The following is a 26,299-nucleotide window of genomic DNA, read 5'->3' as shown; positions in this document are numbered from 1 at the left end:
GACAAAGAGGGCAATTCGCTTGTACTTTTTCCGGTATGGTCACTCGAAACGAGATCCCGAATTTCTTTGTTTATGGCGAGCCAAGCCGCTCGCTCGATGTCGGATTCCTGCACGTCGAAACGGTCATGGCCCGTAAGACCCTGCATTTCGGCCATGTTGCGCCGCATCTGCATCCGACGATGGGGCAGATCACCTGCTGGTTGCAAGGCGGCGGAACATATCGGATCGAAGATGAGACTTGGAATTTTTCTGCTCCGGCGATCAGCTTTGTCCCGAGCAACGTCGTGCATGGGTTTGACGTCGAGGACACATCGGACGCCATTGTGGTCTCGGTTTCAGACGATATGTTGAAGACGCTTGCACAGCAGGCGGATCTCGGTCTCGGCTCACCGATTTTCCTGACCGGCCAACCATTGGATCCGGGATGGCCGAAGCTCCGCACGCTTCTTGACATGATTGCCGAAGAATATCGAGAGCGGGGAGCCGAAGGCGAAAAGGTTCTGGGCGGCTTGATCGGCGTCGTATTGTCCCTCATGGGGCGTATTGGCGGCAGTTTGCCGTTGCCGTCCACCTCGGCAACCGTTTCGCTCGGCCTCGCGCTGCGCCGCCAGGTCGATCTTCATTTCAAAAAGAATTGGCCGGTCGGCGCCTATGTGGAGCTGCTTGCGACCACGCCGCATCTCCTGGACAAGGCTGCCCGCGAAGTCTTCGGGCAGTCCGTCAAAGAGTTGCTGCTGGAGCGGCGTCTGCTCGAGGCGAAGCGTCTCTTGATGTTTACCGTCCGACCGGTGGAGGACATCGGTCGTGAGATCGGCTTCGAGGACCCGGCCTATTTTTCCAGATTCTTTCGCAAACGTGCTGGCGATTCCCCCGCCACCTGGCGCCGGCGCAACCTGCTGCGAGGATGATGAGGAGGAGCAAGCGCTAAACGCACTGGTGGAGCTTACGGCAGCCGATATCGTCTACGGTCGCCGCGCCCAGTTATTGACGTCCGGCATGACATCTCAAATGCCGGCATACCATTCGTAGCCACGATCCTCCCAAAATCCGCCATTGCCGCCCCAGAGATCATCAAACCGATCACGGATTTCGATGCGCATGACGTATTTGGCGTGTTTGTAGCCAAGATGACGCTCGACGCGCAGGCGTAAGGGGGCACCGTGTTCGACTTCCAGATCCTTGCCGTTGAGTGAATAGGCAAGGATCGACTGCGGATGAAAGGCATCGATCAGGTCAATACTCTCGTAGTAGCGGCCGCTGCCGTCGAGCGTCTGCTCCAGTTCGTCCGCACAATAGAAGACGGCGTAGCGGGCACCCGGCTTCAAACCCGCAGTCTGCAGGATCAACCCAAGAGGAACACCCTGCCACTTGCCGATGGCGCTCCAGCCTTCGACGCAGTCGTGACGAGTGATCTGGGTACGAGAAGGCAGTTTCTTTAGGTCGGCCAACGAAAATTCCATCGGCCGGTTGACCATGCCGTCGATCTTGAGTCGCCAGTCGGCGAACTTGGTTTCGACCATCTGGACATATTCGGCGCTGTTTGGTTGAGTTGATCCATTCGGATGAAAGCTCGGTGAGATGTCCGCGTCGGCATATTCTCGGGCAAGCGTTTGCGGCGAAACGATGAGCCGCTGTGTGCCCATGGTTAGCCGCTCAGCCAGAGCGAGCACTTTCTGCACGTGTTGGTTCTGAGAAATGTCATCGCATCCGGTCAGACCCACGGCACCCAGACTGGCGGCCGAGCCGATGAGAAAACGGCGGCGGGTGAAAATGGGGCTCATCGATCGGCCTCCTCGGTGATGATCGCGTAGCGGCCTGTCACCATCGAACGCATGTTGTTCCAAACACCGGAGAGAACGACCATCGCGATATGAACGACGACGAAGGCCACTAAACTCCAGGCGGTGATGAAATGAATGGAGCGGGCCGATTGGCGACCACCGAAAATATCGAGCAGGAAGGGGTAGCCGGCGTCTATTGCGGGTGACATGGTCAATCCCGAACCGATCATCAGCGGTAGCAGGATGAAGATAACGATGAGATAGGTCAGCTTCTGCAACGCATTGTAGCGCCGCGCCTTTTCGCCTTTCGGAAAGCGCAGGCGGGCGTGGTCCTTGATTTCATGCCAAATATTGCTGGGAGCGATCTCCTCACCCGTCGGCGCCAGATCGCGGCGGAAGTGACCGCCGATCAGGCCGTAGGCGAGGTAGACGAACCCGTTGATGACGAACAGCCAGGCGAAGAAGAAATGCCAACGCCGGCCAGCCGCAAGATCCTGGTAGCTAGGTATCGTCGCCCAGGCCGGGAATGCGCGCGGCATCATTTCGCCGTCGGCCGTGGAAGCACCGAGTATGCCGGTGGTGGTGATCGACAGACGGCCGATGCGCAACGTCCCGGTGATGTTGTCGCCATCCTGATTGCTGGCTATCTCGAACCAGGATGGATCTTCAACGGCGCCGTAATTGCCCCAATGCAATTGCGGGTCGGCATTGAAGATCTGCATGCCGCTCATCAGCAGCAACGTCAGACACAGCACGTTGATCCAATGGGTCATCCGCGTGAGAACCGAATGACGGCGAATGAAGATCTTGGCCGGGGGAGATGGCGGCGCGGTGCCGATCTCTTCGATGCTTGCCATGGATGGTTCTCCTGACTGTCGCCGGGAAGCGGCATCTGAAATTACATGCTGCGACGATATCGCTGTCCGTTGAAGTTGCCCGGATGCCATCGGCAACCGGGCAACCCATGATGTCGGCATGGATGCGTTACATTGGCGGAATGACGCCGTTTATGCCGACCAGAACACGGTCGGATTCAACCGTGTTGTCTCCAGCGGTCGTGCCGTTGATGATGACCCCGGCGCCGGGTTTGATGTCGTCCTTCGTTGCCGTGCCGAAGGTGACGACCGGTGTGCCCGGCGGGATCGAAATCTTCTTCTCGCCGCCCTTGTAGGTGAGCGACAGGGTAGGGCCGTTGACCGAGGTGACGGCGCTGGCAACGGTCGCATTGGTCATCGAGCTCTTCGGCTTCAGATCCCAGCCGTAATCGCCCTCGCCGGTGCCCTTCATCGCGGCTGGGAAGATCAGCACTTCAAGCGCGCCGTTGATGCCACTGTCGGTCGGAACGGAGGCGATGCCGACGAAATCCCCGGGCTTTATGTCTGTCACGGAGGCGTTGACGATGCCGTTGACGGCCCACCCGGACTTCAACTTGATCGTCACATCCTTGCCTTCGCGCGATTTGACCATCAGCGTATCGCCACCGAGGCTTTCCACGACGCCGCGAACGCGCGCCTTGTCGGTAGCATGCGCGGATAGTGCGGTCATCGCGCCGAGCGCCAGCGCCACACCCATGATCTTCAACTTCGTGAGCGACATTCTGCTCTCCATCTCTTCGATCTTTTCGACATGATCCCCATCCGGCTATCTGGAGCGGGTAGGGTGATCGCTTTGGAAACGGGGCAATCCGCAAATGCATCGTGTCGACGACACCGGATTGTCTCTTAATTCCGTCCCCTCATTCGGCGGCTTCGCGAATGCGTTACAGAGATCACGCCGTTGTGATCGCAAGAAGAGGGACAAAAAATTCGGATGAGGATGTAACAAGTAGCGCCCATCAACGAATGACTGCCCGTGGATGACGAAATCAGTGTCGGAACAGGTCCTGAAAGGCTTGATGCTTCTATCGCTTGACGGCGATGAAGCTGCATACAGGCGCTTGCTCGTCATTCTGAGGGATCTGCTTTTGACGTTCTATCGGCGGCGGCTTGGCCCCCATGCCGATCGCGATGCCGAGGATCTGGTCCAGGAGGTGCTTTTGGCGGTGCATGGCCGGCGCATTACCTACGATCGGGATCGACCGTTTACCGCGTGGTTCTTTCAGATCGCGAAATACAAGCTGGTCGATCATTTCCGGGCAAATGGCAGCAAAAGGGGCGTTGAAATTGCGTTGGAAGACGAGATCGCAGGTGAATTTCGGGAGGAAGCGCTATTTGCGCATCTCGACGTCGACCGTCTTCTCGATCAATTGCCCACCAAGCAGAGGGAGCTTTTGCGGCAGGTGAAGATCGCCGGAAAGACCACCGCCGAAGCCGCGATCGAGACCGGGCAGTCTGAAGCAATGGTTCGTGTCAGCATTCATCGTGGGATGCGCGCGATTGGCCGCAAGCTGGGTTTTGCCAATGACGAAAAATGATGAATTCATTGAGGCTCTGGTGAGCGACCTCACCCCGGTTCGCCGTCATGCGTTGCGAATGCGGCTTGCACTTGCGATCGTTATCGGCGTGATCGGCGCGGCTGTTGCCCTGCTCATTTCGCTTCCTTTTCGCCCGCATCTGTATCAGGTAACGGTCGCCGCGTTCTGGGTGAAGTTTTTGTATACCGCCATCTTGATGAGCGCGACGATCGTCGCTCTTGAGCGGGTTGCGCGGCCGGACGGTTCGACCGGCAATATGATTCGGGTCTTGGCCGTGGCGTTCGCTATCGTCGTGCTGCTGGCGGTCGTTCAGCTCGCATTGTCGCCGGCTTCATCCTATCCCGGTCTCATCGTCGGATATTCGGCGTCCTTTTGCCCGTTCCTGATCGTGGCTTTCGGCATTCCGGCTTTTTGCGCCAACATGTGGTTTCTCAGGCGCGCAGCCCCCACGCGTCCGGCACTTGCCGGCTTCGTGGCGGGCGCTTGCGCCGGTGGTGTCGGCGGCTGGGTATATTCCTGGGCCTGCGTCGAGAATGGCATTCCATTCATCGCGATATGGTACACGCTCGGCATCCTGCTGAGCGGGGTGATCGGAAGCCTGGTCGGAAAAGTCAGCCTGCGCTGGTAGCTTCGCTTTCACCAGCCGACTGGCCCCGCACGCGGCCGATGTGAACCCGTCCCAGTTTTCTGACGGTGATGGTCGTTGCAAGAGTGATCGAGGGGAGACGATAAGGCTTTTTCGCGTTATGAATGGTAGTCATTGATCCTACCAATCAGACGCCGAGGTCCTTCACATGGCTTTGAACGTGCTTTTCATTGGCGGTACCGGCCAAATCTCATATCTCTGCGTCGAGCGTGCTGTTGGCGAGGGACATCGCGTCAGTGTCTACAACCGCGGCCTGAGGGGCGACCCCTTGCCTGCAGGGGTGACTTCGATCACCGGCGAACTCGGATCGGCTGCCTATGCCGATCTCGCCAGGACCAACTATGACGTCATATGCCAGTTTATCGCGTTCACGCCGGATCAGATTGCACGAGATATCGATGTGTTTGCGGGCAATTGTGGCCAGTACATCTTCATCTCTTCGGCTTCGGTCTACGAGAAGCCGGCACGCCACTATGTCATCACCGAAAAAACGCCGGCCATCAATCCCTACTGGTCCTACAGCCAGGCCAAGATCGCCTGCGAGGAGCTGCTGATGGCGTCAAAGGGGCTGGCCTGGACGATCGTCCGCCCCAGTCACACCGTGCGCACCGGCCTGCCGATCATGATGGGTGACAGCGACATAATGGCGAGGCGCATGCTGGATGGCGAGCCCACGATCGTCGCGGGTGATGGCCACACGCCGTGGACACTGACGCGCTCGGTCGATTTCGCGGTGCCGTTCGTCGGGCTTTTCGGCAAGCAGGCAGCCCTGACTGAAATCTTCCACATCACCTCCGACCGCGCCCACATATGGGACGATATTCAAAAGTCGATCGCCAGATTGCTGGGTGTCGAGGCGAAAATCGTCCACGTGCCGACGGATACGCTGATCAAGTATAATCCGGATTGGATAGGCCCCTTGGTCGGCGACAAGGCCTGGACAGCGATCTTCGACAATTCGAAGGTCAAGCGCGTGGCGGGCGACTTCACTTGCGCCGAGAACCTGGAAGAAATCCTGGCCGAGCCGATCATGCACTTGAAGCAGCGCCTCGCCAAAAATCGTCCTCCAAAGGGTGAGCTCGATGCTCTGATCGACAGAATTTGCGCAGCCCAGAGCGCTTTGGGATAGGACAGGCATCTCTCGAGTGCTGCTTAGGGCTCTGCCTGTTGGTTACCAGCTGAAATGACCCACTTGCACATTTTATGATTGCCCGCTGCGCGCTCCCAAACCTGTTGAAAGAGTTGGTTTTGTTTGCTTCTGTAAGATCGGATTGAAATCCTCACATCTTGGCAGCAATTCGACCACGTTCGTGAACGGCATCCTATGTCGTGACGGAATGATGCAGAGGACATTTTGGGCGGGTGACAATGAACTTGTCGATATTCTGGCGCAATGAGGCACGCTCTGCGATGATTCAGCCGGTGGGTCTCAGTCGCAGTGCTTCGGTGCCTTAAGCGTCTTCACCATCCTATCAACCAGCGGCCTGAACCGCTTCTTTTGCGCTGCGGGGTACTCGGATGTGAAGTTCCCCATTGCGTCATCGCAAAAAGCGATTTGCCGCACGTACATGATCCGGTCACCCTTGGTTCCCGAAAAGCTCACCCGTGATGCACCACGTTTCTCGTAGGCGAACTTCCAGCCGTCTTCGGTCTCGAACTTCTTTCGAAGGTCACTCCCTGGCTGAAGCCGCCTTCCTTCAGATAGTTGCCCAAGACCGATAGCTTCGCCGTTCAGCCGACGGTGATCCCATAATTTTCTCGTCCTTTTCTGGCGATGCTTCGGCGCAGAGCGCATGTAGCGGACTGCATAGCACTGATGGCTTGGGCTCATGATCAATGAGATTGAAACGTTTACATCTTCTCCTTGATGCCAGCCGAGATCAGGTACCAGTTGACCGGATAGCTCGTCGCAAAGCCGCAGATCATGGCGACCTGCATGGCGAACCAGAACTCCAAACTGTTGACTTCGGCTTTGATACCGAAAGCTGTCGGAAAGACGAGGAGCTGCAAGACGGCCATGGCGCCATACATGCCCACTTGCCAGGCAATGAGCGAAAGCGTGTCCGCTTTCAAGGCGGCTTTCAAACCATCGCCAAGCGATAGTCCGCGCATGGGAGCGATCGCGAAATACTGAAAGACAATGCCGAGAGCAAAGGCGAAGATAAAGTCCAGGATCCACACCGCGAACATTTTTTCGCGAAACAGCGTCTGCCACCCGAGTGCAACCGCAATGGCCGGCGTCGCAAAGGCCAGCCATTCGGCGATAACATCGCCAATCATGCAGCCGCTTCCGCAATGCAAGGCCCCTTTCCCGACCATGACAGGGAAGGGGGGGTTGGTCTTGCCGGGCATCTGCTCTCCTCGGCTCTTTTCCTCCATTGTGGCGCCCCGGCTGGTCAAACGACCATAGGCGAAATAGGCAAGAACCAGCGGGATCGTTCCAAACAGCGCTGTGACGGGCCAAACGACATTCATGATCGCCATGTGTTGCGGATGTCGCAGGACATCAACGAATATGACGACGGCCGAAAGGAAGCCGAGGCAGATGGCGAGTGCGGCAAGGATATGAAACCAGTTCGGAAACATGCGTTAGGCCCTCGCGGCAGTGTGCCGTTCTCGGTGACGGCCGGCATTCCAAGGCGATCAATCCGCCAACCATTTCGAGAGGCCAAGGTTCCACGCACCTATTATCCGGCCTTAACGAAGTAGCCAAGCAAAAGCTCGGCGCAGCTCGCGGGCACCATCGGTCTCATACCAGCGACCGTGCGCCAGGATAATCCGCTCTGGATTCCAGTCGATCATCTTTTCCACGGCAGCTTTGAGATTCTCCCGATTTTGCAGGAATGTCATTCTCATGTCCCGTGGCATGCTTCCATGCGGATCCTGCACGCCACCGAGCCACGTTAGCCAGCGCGTGAGGAAGCCATCGAGCCGAGAGGGTTCAAAATTCTCGATAAGGTCGGTGAGTACCAATGTACGGCTCTCGGCATGAAAAAACTCGATCTCGGTCATGAAGCTGCCTTCCACCGGCAAGGTGTCGAGTTCGTCATCCCACGGATAACCCTTCGTTCCCGACAGGGCATGAGCAGTAAAGTTGATGCGCTCCTTGGATTGTTCGCGGATGCGCGGAGCAAGATAAATCTCTGCGTCGGGATAGGCCCGTTTCCAATCGGGGATCCACCAATAATGGATGCGGTTGGGCCCCACGATCCAACGCACAGATCCCAATTCTTGCAGTTGATTTTTTAAAGTGAGCGAGAGTGCAGTCGGAGAATGAATGAAAAGACCGCTGGCAAGTCTGATCACACTCATGCGCGTTGGGAACGGCATCTTCGGCCATGGCATGCCAAAACGGATGAGCGGACCATCCACAATCCAGACGTTTTCCGCAACAGGCTTCAGGACACCGATCGGCGGGTAGGTTCCTCGGGGTTCGCAGGACAAAGTGTCTCCCTCCTGGAAAGCGACGATCCGCTTCGGATGCCGTCGGGATATAGTGGCGGACTGACGCGATCATGTAGCGCAGCCGTGCAACTGCCGACGATCGAGACCCACCAACCGTCCGAGTCCAGTTGCAGACAAAGAGTTTCATTTTTCGAGACGGCTGTCGCGGGCATCCCACTAAGCAATTCCAGTTAGAATGCCTCCATAGTCACGATGTGAATTGGCATCTGTTCCTGGTTGGCAAAATCAAGTGTCCAATAGTCGCGCCTGGCCACCGTCGGACCGACGTGTTGCGAAGCAGGATCGAAGTTCGAATGCTGCCGCAAAAATCAGTGTTCGATCTCAGCCCACCAACAACCTCAATGCCGGAGGTCGTGATCACCGCCGGTGGGCTTCTTGACGAAAAAGGCCATTGTGACCACTGCGATGGAGATGATCGCGCCACAGAAGAATGCCGTTCGAACCCCGGCAGTCGTCGCCGCCGCAACTGTGACGCCATCGGTCATTGCAGCACTTGAACCGGCTATCGTCATCACGGCCACGAAGAGTGCGGTACCGGCCGCTCCGGCAACCTGTTGCGTTGTGCCAATCATCGCGCTTCCATGCGAATAAAGGTTCGGCGGAAGGGCGCCCAGGCTGGCGGTAAACAGAGGCGTGAACAACAACGCGAGACCGATGCTGAGGATAACATGGGCGATCAGCATCAGCCAGAATGACGTCCCCGGCTGAATGAATGTCAGGCTCCACATAAGCAGGCAGAACAGGATGGCGCCTGGCACGACGAGCCGCATGGGGCCATACCTGTCGAACAGGCTGCCCACGGTTGGCGCGCACAACCCCATGATCAAGCCGCCGGGGAGGAGCAATAGGCCGGTCTCCAGCGTGCTCAGCCCCAGCACGTTCTGAAGATAGATCGGCAGCAGAATGAAGACGCCGAACATCGACATCATCAGGATCGCCATCATCGTCGCGGGAATGGTGAATGCCTTTATTGTCAGGGTGCGCATATCCAGCAAGGCCCGATCCTGTTTTTGGAGTTGCAATTGCCGCAGGATGAAAATCGCGATGACGGCAACTCCCACGGTGAGCGGAATCCAGGGAGACACGATCGGCGTGTGAACCGCGGCCTCGCCCAAACCGCTCAGGCCGTAAACGAAGCTGCCGAAACCGACGGCCGAGAGGGGAATGGACAGGAGATCAATCGGTGCTTTCTTCGGTTCCGTGATGTTGCTGATCTTCCACGCGCCCAGCGCAAGCGCTGCAAGGGCGATCGGCAGAACGAGCAGGAACAGCCAGCGCCAGTCGAGCGCGCTCAGGATAAGACCCGAAATCGTCGGTCCGATGGCAGGCGCCACCGAGATGACGATCGAGATATTGCCCATCGTCTTCCCGCGCGACTGCGATGGCACCAGATGCATGATCGTCGTCATGAGGAGCGGCATCATGATCGCAGTGCCCGAAGCCTGCACGATGCGGCCGATGACGAGCATCGAAAAACCCGGCGCCAGTGCCGAAATCAGCGTGCCGCCGCTGAACAGCGACATGGCCAGCATGAAGACCGGACGTGTGTTCAGCCGCTGCAGCAGATAGCCTGTCACCGGAATGATGACCGCCATCGTCAGCATGAAGGCAGTGGTTAGCCACTGCACCCGATTTGCGGAAATCTTGAGATCGGCCATCAGGTGGGGCAGGGCGACGCCCATGATGGTTTCGTTGAGAATGACCACGAAAGTCGACACCAGAAGCAGACCGATGACGAGCTTGTTGCGGGCTCTATGGTCCTCCGGCGCGGGGAGATCGTCGGCAGTTGAAACGGTTTGGGAATCAAGAGACATCGCGACGCTTTCAATGAATAGAGAAAAGAACAGCTCAAAATCACTGAGCTTCATCATGACGTTGGGACGACAGAATATCCGACAAGCTTGGCGAAATTTTTTCCCGCACGGGAAATGACTGCAAGGGATTATTCCGGGGATGATGCTCTCACACCACGGTGAGGATCTTCTCAGTTGGAGGCGAGCGCAAGATAGCATCTGAAGGCTGCAGTTGTAACCCGCAATATTTCTTCCAGATGGTTGAGCTGAAGTGGTATCGCCGCATTCCCGGGCGGCACCATTGGCCTTTCATGATAGTGTTGCCAGAACAACGACTTCGTCACGACCGTCAGTGAGCTTGCCGGGGGACGGCGCATGGATTTCGATGTCGCCAATCACGGTGTCCATGTAATCGTCCGCACGGGCTTTGTCTTCCCGGCGCTTCAAGTCAATCAAAAATGGCTGGCCCAGCTGCGCCGGGATAACGCATATGAGGATCGTTTTCTTTACCAGGACGGAGGGTGAACTCGCGGATCCGGCGATGGTTGCCGCCTTCTACTTTGCCGCGGCGGACGGCGAGGATTATATCTGGGCATCGTGGCGGCGCGGCACACTGGAAGAATTGGTGACGACGTGGCCGCCGCGCACTCCGGAACAAAGCGAACGCGATCGCGGCTGGTGGATACCGACGCTCGAAGAGCTGCGCAAGGCCCGGCGCGACGCGAAATCCAATCGGCGGGTCTCAGAGCGCAAGGAAAAGGACAAGCTATCCAATGGAAGACCAGCAGACAGTGCTTGAGCAATTCCGGCACCTGCCGCCAGTCGCGCCGCACGAACTGGTCGGCTTATGGAAGGGGCGCGGCATACCGTCGAACCATCCCTTCGACGGCGTGCTCGAAAATCTCGGCTGGTACGGCAAGCGCTTCACACCCCATATGCGCGCCGACGCCCTGCTGTTTCGCTCAGGCGAACACCGGCTTACGGCCATTGACCCGAAATATATACCGATTCACTGGGCGCTGCGTTTCCATCAGCTGGGCCGGACCCGTATGGCGGCAAACCTGTTTTCCTATCTTCAGCACAGACTGCGGGCGAGGGGACTGGTCGCATCGCTGAAGACCCTGGCATTTGACGGTGTCGAAAGCACTGCCATGGTCTATGACCATCAACCGATCGTCGATTATTTCCGCCGGCTCGATGAGCAGAGACTCATGGGCGCGATGACGATACGGGGCGATGAGCGAATCTATTTCTTCGAACTTCAGCGCGTCGACGAGCGTTGAAAACCGCTCGATCATACATCCCACGGCCGTCCGGGTGCAACAGGGTGCTCCCCGCACGGGTTGAGCGTCCTGTCAATTTAGCCGGTCGGCTTGTCAATCTTATCGAACACCGCGGCATTGCGGACGGAAAGCTCCATTCTCGTGAGGTCATGGCCGTCGAAATGAGCAGGTCGAAGGCGAAAAGCCCGCTTCCGTCAAGGCTCGCTTGCCACCGCGTCCGCCAGGCGAGCGCTGCAGCGCCCCGAAGTCGGGTGATCTTGTTATCGAGCACCACGGTCTCGCCATCGAGAATGGCGGTCCCAACATCCAGTTCCCGCTCGGCATCGGCGATGGCCGGAAAAGGAATGGCTCCAATCGTGGCCGCCGCGTGTAGGCGCGTGCGGCTCCCGTCAATGCCATCCGCAGGTCAATGCCGATGTTGATCTTCCTGACGCCCATTCTGATGCTCTTCTCGAGCTCCTCGCGCCGCACGCCGTACGTCGGCGGCTGGCGAAGGGGATGAAACGTGCGGCCTGATCAGTGCACGGCCATGCTCACCAAAGGATAGGGAGGCATAGCCAGCTGCCGGCATTCAGCGCTTAGGCAACGCAAATGCCACGATCTCGTCGCCGTTGCGAGAACGGATGCCGCCGTGGCCACCTGCTGCGATGACCACATATTGGCGACCGTCCTTGCCGAGATAGGTCAGCGGTGTGGCATTTCCGCCGGCGGGCAGATGGGATTGCCATAGGATCGCACCATTCTTGGCGTCGATCGCCCGCATATATTGATCAGTCGTGGCGCCGATGAAAAGCAATCCGCTGCGCGTGGCGACGCTGCCTCCCATGCTAAATACGCCTGTCGGCAATCCCAAGGGCAGCCGCAGTCCAAATGGTCCCATATCTCGCGTCGTGCCGAGCGGCCGCTGCCATACGATCTTGTGAGTGTTAAGATCGATCGCCTGCATCTTTCCCCAGGGCGGGCGCACACAGGGGATATTCAAAGCATTCAGCCAGGCATCGACGACGATCGAATAGGGCGTGCCATGTTCAGGGTTGTTGTTGAATTTCGGCTGCGGATATGGTTCCGACCAGCCGTTCCACGGCTTGAACAATCCTTCTTCCAGCGCCTTTCCATATGGAATCATCTGCAGCTTGAACGGCATGAAGGTCGTGTTGATGAAGATTAGTTTTCGCTGTGGGTCGATGGTCGGCCCGTACCAGTCGGACGTGCCGTCGAAGGCCGGCCAGCCAATGGTCGGTTTAAGGCCTGGTGGTGTATAAAGCCCCTCGTCATGCATCCGGCGGAAGGTGATGCGGCAAAGGAGCTGATCGATTGGCGTCGCTCCCCACATGTCCTTCTCCTGAAGCTTGGCCGCTCTAAGCGCCGGCATATCGACTGAGAAAGGCTGTGTCGGCGAATAGTGTTCTCCGGGAATGTCGCCCTTTGGAACCGGACGCTCTTCGACTTTCGACAGCGGGTGCCCATCGCGACGGTCAAGGAGATAAATGTCGCCCTGCTTGGTGGTTTGCACCAAAGCAGGAACGGCTTTCCCATCAGTGTCCTTCAGATCGACCAGAGATGGTCCGACCGGAACGTCGAAATCCCATAGGTCATGGTGCACTGTCTGAAAATGCCAGCGCTCCGCACCCGTCGTGATGTCGAGCGCAACGATCGAGCTCGAATATTGTTCGTCGAACGGGCGCCGCTTGCCGCCGAAGTAATCAGGCGTCGCATTGCCCAGGGGTACGTAGACCAGATTGAGGGCCGGATCGGCCGAATAGACGCCCCAGCCGTTGGGCGTGCCGCGCGTATAAATCTCATCGGCACCAAGCGGTTTGTTGGCTGGGGTGCGCCCTAAGTCCCAAGCCCAGTCGAGATGCCCGTCGACGGCATCGAATGCGCGAATGACCCCTGACGGCTCGCCGACCGTTTGGTTGTCGTAGACCCAGCCACTGAGAATGATGTGGCCGTTAATGACCATTGGCGGCGAGGAGATGAAATGGAAGCCGGGAGGCACTGGACCCATGTGCTCGCGAAGATCCACCATCCCATTTGCGCCGAAATGGGCGCAAAGCTTTCCCGTCTCCGCATCAAGCGCGAAGAGGCGAGGCAGGTCCGATGCCGTTGCGATGATGCGGTCGGGGCATTCCGTGCCTGAGCGAGCTTTGAAATAGGAGACTCCGCGGCATGCCTGATAGACATTGTGATCCATGTCTCCGCCGGGTGCAAAGCGCCAACGCAATTGTCCCGTCGTGGCATCGAGCGCGATGACGTCACGATGCGGTGTGCAGAAATAAAGGCTGTTGCCGACTTTGATCGGTGTCGCCTCGAAGCTGAACTCGCGTCCGTTGGAATTCTCCCCTTCGCGCGGCAGGTCGCCGCTGGAAAAGGACCAGACCTGCGAAAGACCGGCGACATTGGCCGGCGTTATCTGATCGAGCGGCGAAAAGCGGTCCGATGCCGTTGTGCGGCCATAAAAATGCCAATCGCTATCGGGCACCATGGCGTTCGGGGAGAGGTTGGCGGCAGCCGCCGTTCCGGCCCATTCGCCACGAATATATCGGGTTCCGGTAATATAGTAGCCGGATGCAAAAACGAAAACGAGGACGAGAAGCGAAATCGCCATTCCTGCTGTGCCGACCCAATCCGGTCGGACGGAACGAAGACGGCCCGAGATCAATGGACTGAAAACCCACAGACCCAAGACGGCGGGAGCGACCAACCGTGGAATCTGTGCCCACCCGTCCAGACCGACTTCCGCCAGCGACCAGACGATTGTAACGCCGAATGCAGCTGCGTAGAACCAGACGCCGGCGGAGCTCAGCATCAGAACCGCAATACCGGTCAGCAGCAGCAGGATACCCGCGACCAGATAGTAGGATGAGCCGCCCAAAAATAGAAGCCAGCCGGCAAGGCCGCTCAGCGTCAATCCAAGCAAAGCGATTATCAGGCCAGTTCCTAGCAGGAGTATGCGAGTTGAGGACGACATAAGAAAGCTCCACCGCTACTAACAGGCGTGACCTTGGAAAGTTCCTGTAACGTGGCCTCTGGTCGCACGTCCGCCGCATCTCGTGCGACGTGCGCCGTCCTCCACGGATTACGGCTAACTCAGCGGGGTGAGCCGTGGGAATGGCGTTCATTTCGGTCATTTCCCAGTGTTCGGAATTAGTCGCTTAGTATGCGCGCTGACCGTCGAGCGCCGCGGCCTGACGTATGATCCGGAGCTGTTTTACCTTGGCGCCATGTGCCACGACATGGGCCTTTGCTGATTTGCGGCATTATGGAGCAAGGGCCACAAAGTTTAGTCAATCGGCGAAATGCCACGAGGTGACCTGCTACTCAGCCCCTATTGATAGGTGAGTGCCAAGACAATCAACAATTCCGAAAAGGAGGCGGTCGCTTCGAATATTTCGATTATTTCGTCTGCTTCGGAAATTTCGTTTGCTTCGTTTGGTGGGCATGACTATGTTGGATTCATCGAATGAAGGAGACGAAACATGAGCGCGGTTAGAAAAGATGCTTTTGCCGAGCGGCTTCCCGATGAAGTTGAAATCAAAAATGCTGAGCAATTGCGCACGATTATCGCCTCTCAGTTGAAATCTGACGAAGGAGCGCGAATTTCGTTGGCTCAACCAACTGGTGGGACTGAAACAATCACGCTTTCGCCAGCTCTCGCAGCTTCCTTTATGGAGGTTCTACGACTTGTATCAACTGGGCGGGGATTTCGTATGATCCCAGTTGATGCGGAGCTTACCACTCAGGAAGCTGCTGATTGTTTGAATGTATCTCGCCCGTACCTCATTAAACTTTTGGAAAACGGAGAGATTCCACATATCAAGACGGGGCGGCATCGCAAGGTTAGGGCGTCCGAGTTGTTCGCATACAAACAGAAGCGAGACGATGCTCGTTCGGCGGCCTTGGACGACTTGGCTGCTCTGGATGCGGACAGTGACCTTATATGAGTCACTTCGCAGACAGGTTTCCGGTGCTTGTCGATGCTTGCTGTCTAGCAGGTGCGCTGCGCAGGAATATGCTTCTAAGTCTTGCAGAGGCTGGATTCTACCGAGTGAGATGGTCCGCCATGATCATGAGAGAAACTGCTCGCGCGATAGAAAAAATTACAGAAGGGAAGGCCGATCCACAAAAGCAGGTAGATGCGATGCATCGAGCCTTCCCAGAAGCAACGGTTGAGGGATTTGAAGACCTCGAAAAAGCTATTGTCACGGGTGGTCTGAGGGATGTTGGTGATGCGCATGTGCTGGCAGCGGCCGCCACATGCGGCGCAAGCGTTATCGTCACTGATAACTTGAGGGATTTCCCGGAAAAGCTTCTGAAGCCATATGGGTTAGAAGCAAAAAGTGCCGACGATTTCCTTGCCGACTGCATTGATCTGGACAATGTCCAGGCGATGGCGGCATTGAACAAGATGCGGTTGCGCTTCAAGCGTCCAGAATACAGTTGGGACGCGATATGCCAGAAAGTTGAGGCTCAGGGCCTCACCCAATCGGCTTCGATGATGCAAGAATTTTCTGATGTATTGAAATAGACAAAGGGATTAACGGCGGCAGTTTAACAACTGCCGCCGTTTTGTAGGTTAGCGAACTTTACTTCTGAAGCCATGGCGTCTCGACGCCTGGTAGAGGGCCTGGTATGCGTCCTTCATGTTCAGATCGAATAGACCGCTGACCTTTTTGCTTCCGTCCTCCGACGGAGCCGTCCGCCTATGTCCTGCGTATCGACTGGAAACTGAATATGCTTCCAGAGGCAAATTCCCATCCTGAGTCCGAACTCCTATGACCCCTTCTCCGCAGGGTTCGAAGGACGAGGTTCGAAATACGACCGTTGCGCCTGGCCTGACCCAAGGGAAGGCTTCGCACAGCATCCGCTCCTGCACCCGGATGGCCGCGATCTCGATCCCGAGAAGGTTTGGTCGCTCTCCGATGACGATGATTATTGCCTGTTCGGCGACTTCCGCTGGGCTGAGAACGGCGGGAAGCCATACTGCCCGCGCTGCGGCTGCCTGGAGCCGTACAGCGTCCGGCATCGCCGCTTTCGATGCTCGGAGCCGGAATGCCGCGCCGAGTACTCCGTGACATCGAGGACCGTGTTCGCTAACCGCAAGCTGTCGTTCAAGAAGATCATCATGGCGATCTGGGAGGAGATCACGGCCGCCAAGGGCATGGCCGCGCTCCATCTCAGCCGCAAGCTCAACGTCCAGTACAAGACGGCATACGTCCTGCCGCAGAAGCTTCGCGAGGCGGTCGGCCTCCGCCGCGACGCGATCAAACTGTAGATTTCGGTGATTTACCGGACGCGATTCCGATTTGATACCGGACAGCTTTTCGACGTAAGCAGTGCCTGAACTTGTCCCGTAGCTTCCTCCGCTGTGTTGTGACAAATTTACACCGTCCATGCTGGGGCCAAACACCTAGCTTCGATTCTGTCGGAGCATAGATCTCTTTTGCGATCTCAAACGGCGAGCTAACCCGTTCAAGCGGAAGTTGCCCGGAGTGGAACAACTAAGTTGCCTGAAGGTTAGGCTTGGTGATTGCCGAGACAATAGTTCATTTCCGCGTGATGCGTGGAGAATTACCTGATGACGTTCGCAGCTCAGTCAGACACCGCATTCAGCCATCCGCGGATCTACTATGTGAATCCATTGCTGCTGACGGGGCGAGATCGATGGAACGAGGTATTTGATCACGCGCGCACGCTCGGCTTCGACAGCGTGCTCTCTGCTCCACCTTTTCAAAAAAAGGCGGGGGCGGGCCTTTTTTCAACGGACAACTACGAGCATCTGGATCCGGTGCTCGAGCTGGAAGGGGATGCAAAAGAGGCTCTGTCCATGCTGGCGCAAGATGCGCAGGCATTGGGGATCGAATTCATGCTGGATCTTGCGATCTGCTCGCATGACGCCGGGACCGCGGCAGACTTTATCCCACTCGATCCAAGGCGGTCACCCCTCTCTTCAACTAGGCCGATAGCGCTATTCCCCACCGAGGTAATCAATGAGTGGGAAGAACGGCTGGCAGAGTTTGCGTCCTGTGGGGTCGCTGGCTATCGGGTCCTTGGCCTTGCCGGTCTGTCTGCCGAGGGATGGCGGCGACTGACGACCAGTGCGAAAACGGCAAGGCCGGAGACGAGATTTTTTGCCTATACGCCGGGAACCGATTTCGCGCTGCGTTCCGCGTTGCAAGGCTGCGGCTTCGATGGCGCCTTTTCGTCGTTTGCCTGGTGGGATCTGCGCGAAAACTGGTTCCTTGAGGAATATCGCCTGCAGCTTCCTTTCGGGCTGCAGATTGCCTTTCCGGAAGCACCGTTTGGAAGGCGTTTGGCGCATGGCACGGAAAGCCTGGAAATCCGCGAGCGAAAATCGCGCCGCGCTCTCCATCTTTCGGCCGAACTCGGCGGCGGATTGCTAGTGCCGATGGGTTTCGAATTCGGCGCCACCCTGCCGCTCGATCCGACATACGGTCATGGAAAGGGTTTGCGTGTCCTCAAAGCCGAGGGAGCCTACGATATCTCGGCCGATATACGCGAGCTGAATGCCGCTGCACGCGCGTCTACTCGACGGATGACCCTTCAATGCGAAACAGCAAGCCAAGTGACGGTGATCGCGCAGGCTGATCGGCCCGCATTGCGCGATGCAACGCACGCGCGGCTTCTCGTGGTCAATAGAGATCTGCGTCGGCCCGCGGAACTGCCCGATGACATTATACATCGCCTGGCCTCGCCTTTCCTACCTATCGAAGAGGTGCCTGGCGGTCGCAGGATCGCTCCGGGCGACGTGCATGCCTTCGCGACCGAGGCACGCCCCGTCGTCACCGCCGACGAAGGGGAGCTATCGCTCACCGGAGCGACGGCCTCTCCACGCATTGCCATCGAACATGTTACGCCGCAGGTGGACGATGGACGTTTTGCAATCAAACGCCTCGTCGGCGACACCGTGATGGTTGAGGCGGACATCTTTGCTGATGGGCACGATCTGCTGTCGGCCGCCCTCCTTTACCGCGCCCGTAATGAGCTTGACTGGCGTCAAACGAGAATGGTCCTTTCCGAAAACGATCGATGGCAGGGATCCTTCCTTCTCGATCGCATCGGGCGCTTCGATTTCATGGTCGAAGCCTGGAAAAATCCCTTCGCTATCTTCCGCTACGAACTTCTCAAGAAGAGCGAAGCGCGCCTCGATCTGCGGCTGGAACTGATCGAAGGCGAAGAGTTGATCCGCGATGCCGCGGGCGATCGCGGCATACCGTTGAGGGATGAAGATAGAACCGAGCTCGCCGCGCTGCTTGCCGAGCTCGAAAGGCGTGACGCGCCGGGGAAGCTTGAATTGCTGCTTACCCCACGTACAAGCGAGCTCATGGCGCTCGCCGACCGCCGTCCCTTTGCATCGCACTCGCGGACTTATGGTGTAGAAGCCGAGCGCTGCGAGGCCGCCTTTGCGAGCTGGTATCAGATCTTTCCCCGTTCGCAGAGCGGTGATCCCAATCGCCACGGCACTTTCGAGGACGTCATCGCACGCCTGCCGGCCATCCGGGATATGGGCTTCGACGTGCTCTATTTCCCGCCGATCCACCCGATCGGCCATACCAACCGCAAGGGCCGCAACAATTCTCTCGTCGCCGCTCCAACTGACCCGGGCAGTCCCTACGCAATTGGTTCGGAAGCCGGTGGACATGAGACAATCCACCCCCTCCTTGGAGCATTCGATGACTTCGAGCATCTGATTTCGCAAGCAAGGTGGTTCGGATTGGAGATTGCGCTCGACTTAGCGATCCAAGCCTCGCCTGACCATCCTTGGCTAAAGGAACATCCGGGCTGGTTCGACTGGCGCCCGGACGGCACGATCCGTTATGCGGAAAATCCGCCGAAAAAATACGAAGACATCGTCAATGTCGATTTCTACGCACCGGAGGCGGTGCCGGCGCTTTGGGCCGAGCTGCGCGACATTGTCGAAATGTGGATCGAGGAAGGCGTCAAAATCTTCCGCGTCGATAACCCCCATACCAAGCCTTTTCCCTTCTGGGAGTGGCTGATCGGCGATATCCGCGCACGCCATCCAGAGGTCGTGTTCCTTTCGGAAGCCTTCACAAGGCCGAAGGTGATGTATCGGCTGGCGAAGGTCGGCTTCTCCCAGTCCTACACCTATTTCACATGGCGAAACACAAGAGCGGAGCTGGAGGAATATCTGACCGAGCTTACTCAAGGGGAGGTCACCGAGTTCTTTCGCCCGCATTTCTTCGTCAATACCCATGATATCAACCCGGACTTCCTGCAGAACGCGCCGCGCTCTGCCTATCTCATCCGTGCGGCGCTTGCCGCCACGCTGTCCGGCCTTTGGGGCGTCTATAACGGCTTCGAGCTTTGCGAAGGACGGCCGGATGCAAAGCGCAAGGAATATGCCGATAGTGAGAAATATGAGATCCGCGCCTGGGATTATGACCGACCGGGTAACATCAAGGCGGAGATCTCGATGCTCAACCGCATTCGCAAGAATAATTCGGCCCTGCATTCGCATCTCGGCCTGACGTTTCTGCCCTCATCGAACCCCAACGTCATGTTTTTCGAGAAGGCAAGCGTCGGGCGTCACAATGTTCTGTTTGTCGCCGTGACGCTCAATCCGCATGCGATAGAGGAAAGCAATGTCGAATTTCCGCTCTGGCGGTTCGGCTTGGCAGACGACGGGACGCTCGCTTTCGACGATCTCGTTAGCGGCCAAAGATTCAGTCGCACGGGGAAGTGGCAGATGATCCGGCTCGATCCGGCCCATTTGCCCTTTGCCATCTGGCGCGTCAGGGCAGGGGAGGTCTGAGATGGACACTGTTCACATGCCCGAGGTCGATAATGCTGCCGATGATCCGCTATGGTATAAGGATGCGATCATCTATCAGCTGCACATCAAGTCCTTTTACGATGCCAATGGCGATGGCATCGGCGACTTCGAAGGCCTATACCAAAAGCTCGACTATATCGCCGCACTCGGCGTCAATGCCATTTGGCTGTTACCGTTCTTTCCATCGCCCCGACGCGACGACGGCTATGACATTGCCGATTATCGCAACGTCAGCCCGGACTATGGAACGCTGGAGGATTTCCGGAAGTTCGTGGCGGCGGCGCATGAACGCAACATCCGCGTCATTATCGAACTGGTCATCAACCACACGTCTGATCAGCATCCCTGGTTCCAGCGCGCGCGGCAATCGCCTGCCGGAAGCCCCGAGCGCGACTTCTACGTCTGGTCGGATACCGATCTCAAATTTCCCGAGACCCGTATCATTTTTCTCGATACGGAAAAGTCGAACTGGACGTTCGATCCCGTGGCGGGCGCCTATTATTGGCATCGCTTCTATTCGCACCAGCCAGATCTCAATTTCGATAATCCGCTGGTCATGAAGGAAATTATCGATGTCATGCGTTTCTGGCTTGAGACCGGCATCGACGGCTTCCGGCTCGATGCAATCCCCTATCTTGTCGAGCGCGAGGGCACCAACAACGAAAACCTGCTGGAAACCCATCTGATCCTCAAACAGATCCGTGCGGCGCTCGATGCGACACATTCCGGCGTGCTGCTCCTTGCCGAGGCAAACCAGTGGCCGGAGGACACGCGGGAATATTTCGGCGACGGCGATGAATGCCACATGGCGTTCCACTTTCCCCTGATGCCGCGCATGTACATGGCGATTGCCAAGGAGGACCGCTTCCCGATCACCGACATCATACGTCAAACGCCGGAAATTCCCGAAATCTGCCAATGGGCGATCTTCCTCAGAAATCACGACGAGCTGACCCTCGAAATGGTCACCGACGCTGAACGGGATTATCTGTGGGAGACCTATGCCTCCGATAAGCGCGCCCGCATCAACCTTGGCATCCGTCGCCGGCTGGCGCCGTTGATGGAACGCGACCGCCGCCGTGTCGAGCTCATGAACGCGTTGCTGCTGTCCATGCCGGGAACTCCCATCGTCTATTACGGCGACGAGATCGGCATGGGGGACAATATTTATCTCGGCGACCGGGACGGGGTTCGCACCCCGATGCAATGGTCCCCCGATCGCAACGGCGGCTTCTCGCGCGCAGATCCGGCACGCCTTGTATTGCCGCCCGTCGCCGATCCCCTCTACGGCTATGAAGCATTGAATGTCGAGGCCCAGGTGTCGGATGCTCATTCCCTGTTGAATTGGACACGGCGAATGCTGGCGCTGCGCCGTCGCCACAGCGCCTTCGGACGGGGTTCAATGCGGTTTCTGACACCGGCAAACCGGCGGATTCTTGCCTATTTGCGCGAATATGACGAGGAGGTCATCCTGTGCGTTGCAAGCCTGTCGCGCGTTCCCCAGGCGGTAGAGCTTGATCTGCAGCAGTTTGAAGGGCGGGTGCCGGTCGAGTTGACGGGCATGTCGCCGTTCCCGCCGATCGGGCAGCTCACCTACCTGCTTACGCTGCCTCCCTATGGTTTCTTCTGGTTCCAGCTCGCTGCCGAGGCCGACGGGCCGGCCTGGCGAACGGCTCCGCCGGAACAACTTGTCGATCTGCTGACGATCGTTATCCGGCGCAGCCTGACGGAGCTTGCCGAGCTGCCGCATCACACTGCGGTGCTGAGCAAGGATATCCTGCCCGCTTACCTTTCGAAGCGCCGCTGGTTCGGCGCCAAGGACCAGGCTCTGCAGGAGGCGAGGCTCGTTTCCGCGACGCCGATACCCTTTGCCGACGGTGTCGTGCTCGGAGAGATCGAGGTCGTGCTGCCGGATCATGTGGAGAGCTATCAATTGCCGCTCGCAGCCGAATGGGATGATACGGCGCCCAACGTGCTCGCCCAGCAGCTTTCCCTTGCCCGCATCCGGCAGGGCAGGCGGATTGGATACCTCACCGATGGATTTGCCGTCGAGATGATGGCACGCGGTATTCTTCAAGGCCTGTGCGATCGCTCGACGGTCAGCGGACGCACCGGCATGATCGAATTCATTGGCACTGATCGGCTCGATCGCCTGGCGTTAACCGAGGATATGCCGATCCGCTGGCTTTCGGCCGAGCAATCCAACAGCTCCTTGCTCGTCGGAGACTTGGCGATGATCAAGCTGATCCGCCATGTCTTCGTCGGCGTCCATCCGGAAGTCGAGATGACGCGCTATCTAACGGAACATGGCTATGAGCATACTGCCCCTCTTCTGGGCGAGGTGGCTCGGACCGATGGCGAAGGTCGCCGGTCGACGCTTATCATCGTGCAAGGAGCGATCCGCAACCAGGGTGACGCCTGGAATTGGATGCTGTCCAACCTGCGCCGCACCGCTGACGAGATCGTTATCACCGAGGCTGCAGTCGAGTCGGCCGATGAGCAGCTGCAGCCGCTTCTGCATTTTATTTCCATGGTCGGCGAACGCCTCGGAGAATTGCATGTCTTGCTGGCGCAGCCGACCGACAGCGAAGCCTTTGCGCCGCGCCGGGCCGATGCACGCGATATCGCCGGCATCCGCAAAACCGTAACGGGCGAGATCGCCTATGCCTTTTCCAAGCTGACCGACCTCGAAGACAATGTCGAGCCGGAGATCGCAGAGCAAATATCCTTGCTGCTTGCCGAACGCGACAGGATCCTTGCGCTTGCCAGTGAGCTTGCGGGCGAGGCGAAGGGCACGTTGTTGACGCGCGCGCATGGCGATTTCCATCTTGGCCAGATCCTGGTGACGGAAGGCGATGCCGTTATCATCGATTTCGAAGGCGAGCCGGCGCGCAATCTGGCCGAACGCCGCGCCAAGACGAGCCCGTTGCGCGACGCTGCCGGCCTGCTGCGGTCGCTCGACTATCTCTCAGCAACCGCCATGCTCGAAAACGACGCCATTTCGGATCATCATGATGCCCGCCGCCGAGAGGTGATCCGGCGCTTCGCGGAAAATGCGGAACGCATTTTTCTGACATCCTACATCGCGGCATTGGCGGCTTCGCCCGATTTGCCGAAAACGCCTGCCGAGGTGCGGCGGATCATCGATATCTTTCTTCTGGAGAAGGCCGCCTATGAGATCGCCTACGAGGCACGAAACCGGCCGAAGTGGCTTCCTATTCCGCTAGACGGACTTACTGCCATCATCGCCCGACTTTCGGAGAGCCGATCATGAGCGATATTGCCGACATTCTTGGCGGAGTGGATGCGGGTTCCGTACATGCCCTGGTGGAGGGGCGGCATGGAGATCCCTTTTCCATCCTCGGCATGCACCAAGATGTGGACGGTCGCTACAGCGTCAGAGCCTATCTTCCGGGGGCTTTGCGCGTTGAAATCCTGGATCGAGACAGCGATCGCGTTCTGGTGTCGGCCGCTCTTATCCATCCGGCCGGCCTGTTCGGCGCCACACTTGCCGATCGCAACGCCTATTATCTGAAAATTCAATGGCCCGACGCAGTCCAGGTGACGGCCGACCCTTACACCTTTGCGCCGTTGCTTGGCGATCTGGATCTCCATCTGATCTCGCAAGGCACGCATTACAACCTGAGCAAGGCCCTCGGCGCCAACCCCATGACGATCGACGATGTCGCGGGCGTGCGTTTCGCGGTCTGGGCGCCGAACGCAAGCCGGGTGTCCGTGGTCGGCGACTTCAACGCCTGGGATGGACGCCGTCATCCGATGAGGCTCCGGCCGCAGGCAGGTGTCTGGGAGATATTCCTTCCGCATATCACGGTCGGCGAACGCTATAAGTTCGAGATTATCGATCGCTCCGGCACGCTGCTTCCACAAAAGGCCGATCCGGTCGCGCGGGCAGCCGAGCCGGCGCCATCGACGGCATCTGTGGTGGCTTCGTCAGAACCCTTCCGCTGGAACGATTATGCCTGGATGGACGATTGCCGAAACGCCGATCATTTCACCAAGGCGCTTTCGATTTACGAGGTTCATGCCGGCTCTTGGCTGCGCGACATGGAAGATGGCGGTCGCGCGCTCGATTGGATCGAACTCTCGCAGCGGCTCGTTCCCTATGTGAGCGAAATGGGATTCACCCATATCGAGTTGCTGCCGATCATGGAGCATCCTTTTGGCGGATCGTGGGGGTACCAGCCGCTGGGTCTGTTTGCGCCAACCGGGCGCCACGGCACGCCCGAAGATTTTTCATATTTTGTCGATCGCTGCCATCAGGAAGGGCTCGGTGTCATTCTAGATTGGGTGCCGGCGCATTTTCCCACAGACGTGTGGGGACTGGCGCGTTTTGACGGCACCGCACTTTATGAGCATGAAGATCCCCGGGAAGGCTTTCATCGCGACTGGAACACGCTGATCTATAATCTTGGCCGCAACGAGGTCAAAGGCTTCCTGATCGCGAGCGCGCTCGAATGGCTTGACCGCTATCACGTAGACGGACTGCGTGTCGATGCCGTCGCCTCCATGCTCTATCGCGACTATAGCCGCCCGGAAGGCGAGTGGATCCCCAACCGCTATGGCGGGCGGGAGAACCTCGAAGCCATCGAGTTCTTCAAGCATCTGAACAGCATCGTTCACGAACGCTATCCGCATGCGCTGATGATCGCCGAGGAGTCGACCGCTTTTCCGAACATCACCAGACCCGCTGCGGAGGGCGGGCTCGGCTTCGACATGAAGTGGAATATGGGATGGATGCACGACACGCTCCATTACATGTCCGACGATCCGGTCTATCGAAAGTATCATCACGGCTCGATGACCTTCGGCATGATCTATGCCTATAGCGAGCGCTTCATTCTGCCGTTTTCGCATGACGAAGTCGTGCATGGAAAGGGTTCCATGCTCGCCAAGATGCCCGGCGATCAATGGCAGAAGATGGCCAACCTCCGCGCTCTTTTCGGCTTCATGTGGGCGCACCCGGGTAAGAAGCTTCTCTTTATGGGCGATGAGATCGGTCAATGGTCGGAATGGAGCCACGATGGTTCCGTGGAATGGGATCTCCTGGATGAGCCGTCCCACGCCGGCCTGCAACGGCTGGTGCGCGATCTGAACCGCATCTACAAGCATTTCCCCTGCCTGCAGCATGGCGATACCGTGCCGGACGGCTTTGAATGGGCGGTTGCGGATGATGCCGAACAGTCGGTTTTCGCAATGCTGCGCTTCGATGCCGGACGGCGGTCGGCTATTCTGGTCATCTCGAATTTCACGCCGGTTTTCCGGGGCGGATACAGAGTAGGCGTCCCTTTTTCCGGCCTCTGGCGGCGGATACTCGATACCGATGACCCTGTTTACGGTGGAGCCGGCATGGGCTCTGGCGATCGTATCACCGACGACTTTCCCGCGCATGCGCGCCATCAGTCCCTTCTCCTCGATCTTGCCCCTCTTTCAACCACGATGTTTCTCTTTGAGCCCGGAGAAGCGATGAAGGGAGGCGAGCAATCTTGAAAGTCTGCTGTGTTTGGAGGCGAGACAATACTGCCGCGGGCGGCGCGTTCGACAGAACTGTCCGGCGGCCGACGTCGTCTTTCTTCCAATTTGTTCTATCTCTTGTTGCATGAGGAGATTGTTGATGAAGGTTATGGTCGTCGAGGATGAGCCCTTGGTGGCACTCGAACTGGAACGTATCGCTGCCGAAGCCGGTCATGAAGTCGTGGGCTCTTACTTGACGGCAGAACAGGCGCTCGCCTATGCATCAAAGGCACAGGTCGCTTTCGTGGATCTCGGCTTGGCCGATGGCCATAGCGGAGGCGGGCTCGCTCGCCGATTGATGGATCGGTTTGGGATAAAAGTGATCTTTGTGACCGGCAGCCCCGAACGGGTTGGATACGGCCTCGAAGGAGCAGTCGGAGTAATCGGCAAGCCATTTACCGACAAAATGATCATCGACGCCTTGGAAAAGGCGCAGCGCCTACAAGATTAGGCCGGCAGACCTCGAAATCTTTCGAAGAGCGGCGCAAACTGGTCCCTCAGATTTGCGAAATGGCTCGCGACAGGCTCCAAACGACGCCCCATGGTCCGATCGAGTTGTTTGCCATGC

General features: G+C 57.9%; 20 protein-coding genes and 3 pseudogenes. 15 read left to right on the top strand and 8 right to left on the bottom strand.

The window, feature by feature from the left end; genetic code table 11:
• Positions 1-35: 35 nt before the first annotated feature.
• A complete protein-coding gene (locus Q4Q11_RS13725; RefSeq protein WP_498569824.1) occupies positions 36-908 on the top strand; it encodes a helix-turn-helix domain-containing protein in 873 nt (290 codons plus the stop codon).
• Between the two features lie 96 nt (positions 909-1,004).
• Here the strand turns inward: Q4Q11_RS13725 and Q4Q11_RS13720 are convergent, their stop codons facing one another.
• The 3 genes from Q4Q11_RS13720 to Q4Q11_RS13710 form a co-directional block, all read right to left on the bottom strand.
• A complete protein-coding gene (locus Q4Q11_RS13720; protein ID WP_112507799.1) occupies positions 1,005-1,781 on the bottom strand; it encodes a molybdopterin-dependent oxidoreductase in 777 nt (258 codons plus the stop codon).
• Positions 1,778-2,638, bottom strand: coding sequence for a cytochrome b/b6 domain-containing protein (locus tag Q4Q11_RS13715; protein WP_498569823.1), 861 nt, complete (start codon positions 2,636-2,638; stop codon positions 1,778-1,780). The genes Q4Q11_RS13720 and Q4Q11_RS13715 overlap by 4 nt, the downstream gene beginning before the upstream one ends.
• Positions 2,639-2,765: 127 nt before the next feature.
• On the bottom strand, positions 2,766-3,377 hold the full coding sequence (locus tag Q4Q11_RS13710) for a hypothetical protein (RefSeq protein ID WP_498569822.1): 612 nt from the start codon (positions 3,375-3,377) through the stop codon (positions 2,766-2,768).
• Positions 3,378-3,636: 259 nt separating this feature from the next.
• Here Q4Q11_RS13710 and Q4Q11_RS13705 point away from each other — a divergent pair, with 259 nt between their 5' ends.
• The 3 genes from Q4Q11_RS13705 to Q4Q11_RS13695 all read left to right on the top strand — a co-directional run bounded on the left by Q4Q11_RS13705 (position 3,637) and on the right by Q4Q11_RS13695 (position 5,969).
• Positions 3,637-4,194 (top strand): sigma-70 family RNA polymerase sigma factor, encoded by a 558-nt coding sequence (locus tag Q4Q11_RS13705; RefSeq protein WP_498569821.1) that lies wholly within the window; start codon positions 3,637-3,639, stop codon positions 4,192-4,194.
• On the top strand, positions 4,181-4,822 hold the full coding sequence (locus tag Q4Q11_RS13700; protein ID WP_498569820.1) for an NrsF family protein: 642 nt from the start codon (positions 4,181-4,183) through the stop codon (positions 4,820-4,822). The genes Q4Q11_RS13705 and Q4Q11_RS13700 overlap by 14 nt, the downstream gene beginning before the upstream one ends.
• 166 nt (positions 4,823-4,988) lie before the next feature.
• Complete coding sequence (locus tag Q4Q11_RS13695; RefSeq protein ID WP_498569819.1) at positions 4,989-5,969, top strand: SDR family oxidoreductase; 981 nt, start codon at positions 4,989-4,991, stop codon at positions 5,967-5,969.
• Between the two features lie 722 nt (positions 5,970-6,691).
• Here Q4Q11_RS13695 and Q4Q11_RS13690 read toward each other — a convergent pair.
• From Q4Q11_RS13690 to Q4Q11_RS13680, 3 genes are all read right to left on the bottom strand, one after another.
• Positions 6,692-7,426, bottom strand: coding sequence for a DUF4396 domain-containing protein (locus tag Q4Q11_RS13690; RefSeq protein WP_498569818.1), 735 nt, complete (start codon positions 7,424-7,426; stop codon positions 6,692-6,694).
• A 111-nt stretch (positions 7,427-7,537) separates the two neighbouring features.
• Positions 7,538-8,284 carry a DUF4336 domain-containing protein gene (locus tag Q4Q11_RS13685; protein ID WP_498569817.1) on the bottom strand — a complete coding sequence of 249 codons (747 nt, stop codon included), beginning with the start codon at positions 8,282-8,284 and terminating at the stop codon, positions 7,538-7,540.
• Positions 8,285-8,643: 359 nt separating this feature from the next.
• A complete protein-coding gene (locus Q4Q11_RS13680; protein ID WP_498569816.1) occupies positions 8,644-10,119 on the bottom strand; it encodes a DHA2 family efflux MFS transporter permease subunit in 1,476 nt (491 codons plus the stop codon).
• 354 nt (positions 10,120-10,473) lie between these two features.
• Here Q4Q11_RS13680 and Q4Q11_RS13675 point away from each other — a divergent pair, with 354 nt between their 5' ends.
• The 3 genes and pseudogenes from Q4Q11_RS13675 to Q4Q11_RS13665 all read left to right on the top strand — a co-directional run bounded on the left by Q4Q11_RS13675 (position 10,474) and on the right by Q4Q11_RS13665 (position 11,381).
• Positions 10,474-10,623, top strand: a complete 150-nt coding sequence (locus Q4Q11_RS13675) for a hypothetical protein (RefSeq protein ID WP_162701671.1) — start codon at positions 10,474-10,476, stop codon at positions 10,621-10,623.
• Positions 10,583-10,897 (top strand): annotated as a pseudogene (locus Q4Q11_RS13670) (hypothetical protein); the annotation flags it as partial. The gene Q4Q11_RS13675 and the pseudogene Q4Q11_RS13670, both read left to right, overlap by 41 nt.
• Positions 10,872-11,381 carry a DUF4334 domain-containing protein gene (locus Q4Q11_RS13665; RefSeq protein ID WP_498569815.1) on the top strand — a complete coding sequence of 170 codons (510 nt, stop codon included), beginning with the start codon at positions 10,872-10,874 and terminating at the stop codon, positions 11,379-11,381. The pseudogene Q4Q11_RS13670 and the gene Q4Q11_RS13665, both read left to right, overlap by 26 nt.
• Positions 11,382-11,461: 80 nt before the next feature.
• On the opposite strand, the pseudogene Q4Q11_RS13660 reads toward Q4Q11_RS13665, so the two are convergent.
• Both Q4Q11_RS13660 and Q4Q11_RS13655 read right to left on the bottom strand, forming a co-directional pair.
• A pseudogene (locus Q4Q11_RS13660) lies at positions 11,462-11,752 on the bottom strand (ATP-dependent DNA ligase); the annotation flags it as partial.
• A 200-nt stretch (positions 11,753-11,952) separates the two neighbouring features.
• On the bottom strand, positions 11,953-14,352 hold the full coding sequence (locus Q4Q11_RS13655; protein ID WP_498569814.1) for a membrane-bound PQQ-dependent dehydrogenase, glucose/quinate/shikimate family: 2,400 nt from the start codon (positions 14,350-14,352) through the stop codon (positions 11,953-11,955).
• A 508-nt stretch (positions 14,353-14,860) separates the two neighbouring features.
• On the opposite strand from Q4Q11_RS13655, the gene Q4Q11_RS13650 reads away from it, so the two are divergent.
• The 8 genes and pseudogenes from Q4Q11_RS13650 to Q4Q11_RS13615 all read left to right on the top strand — a co-directional run bounded on the left by Q4Q11_RS13650 (position 14,861) and on the right by Q4Q11_RS13615 (position 26,182).
• A complete protein-coding gene (locus tag Q4Q11_RS13650) occupies positions 14,861-15,325 on the top strand; it encodes a helix-turn-helix domain-containing protein (RefSeq protein ID WP_112507837.1) in 465 nt (154 codons plus the stop codon).
• Positions 15,322-15,909: a PIN domain-containing protein gene (locus Q4Q11_RS13645; protein WP_498569813.1), complete on the top strand. Its 588-nt coding sequence runs from the start codon at positions 15,322-15,324 to the stop codon at positions 15,907-15,909. Before Q4Q11_RS13650 ends, Q4Q11_RS13645 begins: the two co-directional genes overlap by 4 nt.
• A 204-nt stretch (positions 15,910-16,113) precedes the next feature.
• Positions 16,114-16,383 (top strand): annotated as a pseudogene (locus tag Q4Q11_RS13640) (hypothetical protein); the annotation flags it as partial.
• Positions 16,384-16,452: 69 nt separating this feature from the next.
• Positions 16,453-16,656 (top strand): hypothetical protein, encoded by a 204-nt coding sequence (locus Q4Q11_RS13635; RefSeq protein ID WP_498569812.1) that lies wholly within the window; start codon positions 16,453-16,455, stop codon positions 16,654-16,656.
• A 303-nt stretch (positions 16,657-16,959) separates the two neighbouring features.
• The gene (locus tag Q4Q11_RS13630; protein WP_498569811.1) at positions 16,960-20,178 is read left to right on the top strand and encodes a maltotransferase domain-containing protein; all 3,219 of its coding nucleotides are present in this window, start codon (positions 16,960-16,962) and stop codon (positions 20,176-20,178) included.
• A 1-nt stretch (position 20,179) separates the two neighbouring features.
• The gene (gene treS, locus Q4Q11_RS13625) at positions 20,180-23,473 is read left to right on the top strand and encodes a maltose alpha-D-glucosyltransferase (RefSeq protein ID WP_498569810.1); all 3,294 of its coding nucleotides are present in this window, start codon (positions 20,180-20,182) and stop codon (positions 23,471-23,473) included.
• Positions 23,470-25,707: a 1,4-alpha-glucan branching protein GlgB gene (glgB, locus tag Q4Q11_RS13620; protein ID WP_498569809.1), complete on the top strand. Its 2,238-nt coding sequence runs from the start codon at positions 23,470-23,472 to the stop codon at positions 25,705-25,707. The genes treS and glgB overlap by 4 nt, the downstream gene beginning before the upstream one ends.
• Before the next feature lie 124 nt (positions 25,708-25,831).
• Positions 25,832-26,182, top strand: coding sequence for a response regulator (locus Q4Q11_RS13615; RefSeq protein WP_112507847.1), 351 nt, complete (start codon positions 25,832-25,834; stop codon positions 26,180-26,182).
• Positions 26,183-26,299: the final 117 nt, after the last annotated feature.

The sequence above is a fragment of the Rhizobium sp. UFLA01-1127 genome, assembly GCF_059803845.1.
This window is presented reverse-complemented; position numbering and strand designations above follow the sequence as displayed.

Excerpts from the sequence above, each read along its gene's own strand:
- Q4Q11_RS13655 (WP_498569814.1), bottom strand. The coding sequence starts at position 14,352 with ATGTCGTCCTCAACTCGCATACTCCTGCTAGGAACTGGCCTGATAATC.
- Q4Q11_RS13650 (WP_112507837.1), top strand. The coding sequence starts at position 14,861 with ATGAGCGCGGTTAGAAAAGATGCTTTTGCCGAGCGGCTTCCCGATGAA.
- Q4Q11_RS13720 (WP_112507799.1), bottom strand. The coding sequence starts at position 1,781 with ATGAGCCCCATTTTCACCCGCCGCCGTTTTCTCATCGGCTCGGCCGCC.
- glgB (WP_498569809.1), top strand. The coding sequence starts at position 23,470 with ATGAGCGATATTGCCGACATTCTTGGCGGAGTGGATGCGGGTTCCGTA.
- Q4Q11_RS13700 (WP_498569820.1), top strand. The coding sequence starts at position 4,181 with ATGACGAAAAATGATGAATTCATTGAGGCTCTGGTGAGCGACCTCACC.
- Q4Q11_RS13665 (WP_498569815.1), top strand. The coding sequence starts at position 10,872 with ATGGAAGACCAGCAGACAGTGCTTGAGCAATTCCGGCACCTGCCGCCA.
- Q4Q11_RS13710 (WP_498569822.1), bottom strand. The coding sequence starts at position 3,377 with ATGTCGCTCACGAAGTTGAAGATCATGGGTGTGGCGCTGGCGCTCGGC.
- Q4Q11_RS13630 (WP_498569811.1), top strand. The coding sequence starts at position 16,960 with ATGACGTTCGCAGCTCAGTCAGACACCGCATTCAGCCATCCGCGGATC.
- Q4Q11_RS13725 (WP_498569824.1), top strand. The coding sequence starts at position 36 with ATGGTCACTCGAAACGAGATCCCGAATTTCTTTGTTTATGGCGAGCCA.
- Q4Q11_RS13675 (WP_162701671.1), top strand. The coding sequence starts at position 10,474 with ATGGATTTCGATGTCGCCAATCACGGTGTCCATGTAATCGTCCGCACG.
- Q4Q11_RS13695 (WP_498569819.1), top strand. The coding sequence starts at position 4,989 with ATGGCTTTGAACGTGCTTTTCATTGGCGGTACCGGCCAAATCTCATAT.
- Q4Q11_RS13680 (WP_498569816.1), bottom strand. The coding sequence starts at position 10,119 with ATGTCTCTTGATTCCCAAACCGTTTCAACTGCCGACGATCTCCCCGCG.
- treS (WP_498569810.1), top strand. The coding sequence starts at position 20,180 with ATGGACACTGTTCACATGCCCGAGGTCGATAATGCTGCCGATGATCCG.
- Q4Q11_RS13705 (WP_498569821.1), top strand. The coding sequence starts at position 3,637 with ATGACGAAATCAGTGTCGGAACAGGTCCTGAAAGGCTTGATGCTTCTA.
- Q4Q11_RS13715 (WP_498569823.1), bottom strand. The coding sequence starts at position 2,638 with ATGGCAAGCATCGAAGAGATCGGCACCGCGCCGCCATCTCCCCCGGCC.
- Q4Q11_RS13645 (WP_498569813.1), top strand. The coding sequence starts at position 15,322 with ATGAGTCACTTCGCAGACAGGTTTCCGGTGCTTGTCGATGCTTGCTGT.
- Q4Q11_RS13615 (WP_112507847.1), top strand. The coding sequence starts at position 25,832 with ATGAAGGTTATGGTCGTCGAGGATGAGCCCTTGGTGGCACTCGAACTG.
- Q4Q11_RS13690 (WP_498569818.1), bottom strand. The coding sequence starts at position 7,426 with ATGTTTCCGAACTGGTTTCATATCCTTGCCGCACTCGCCATCTGCCTC.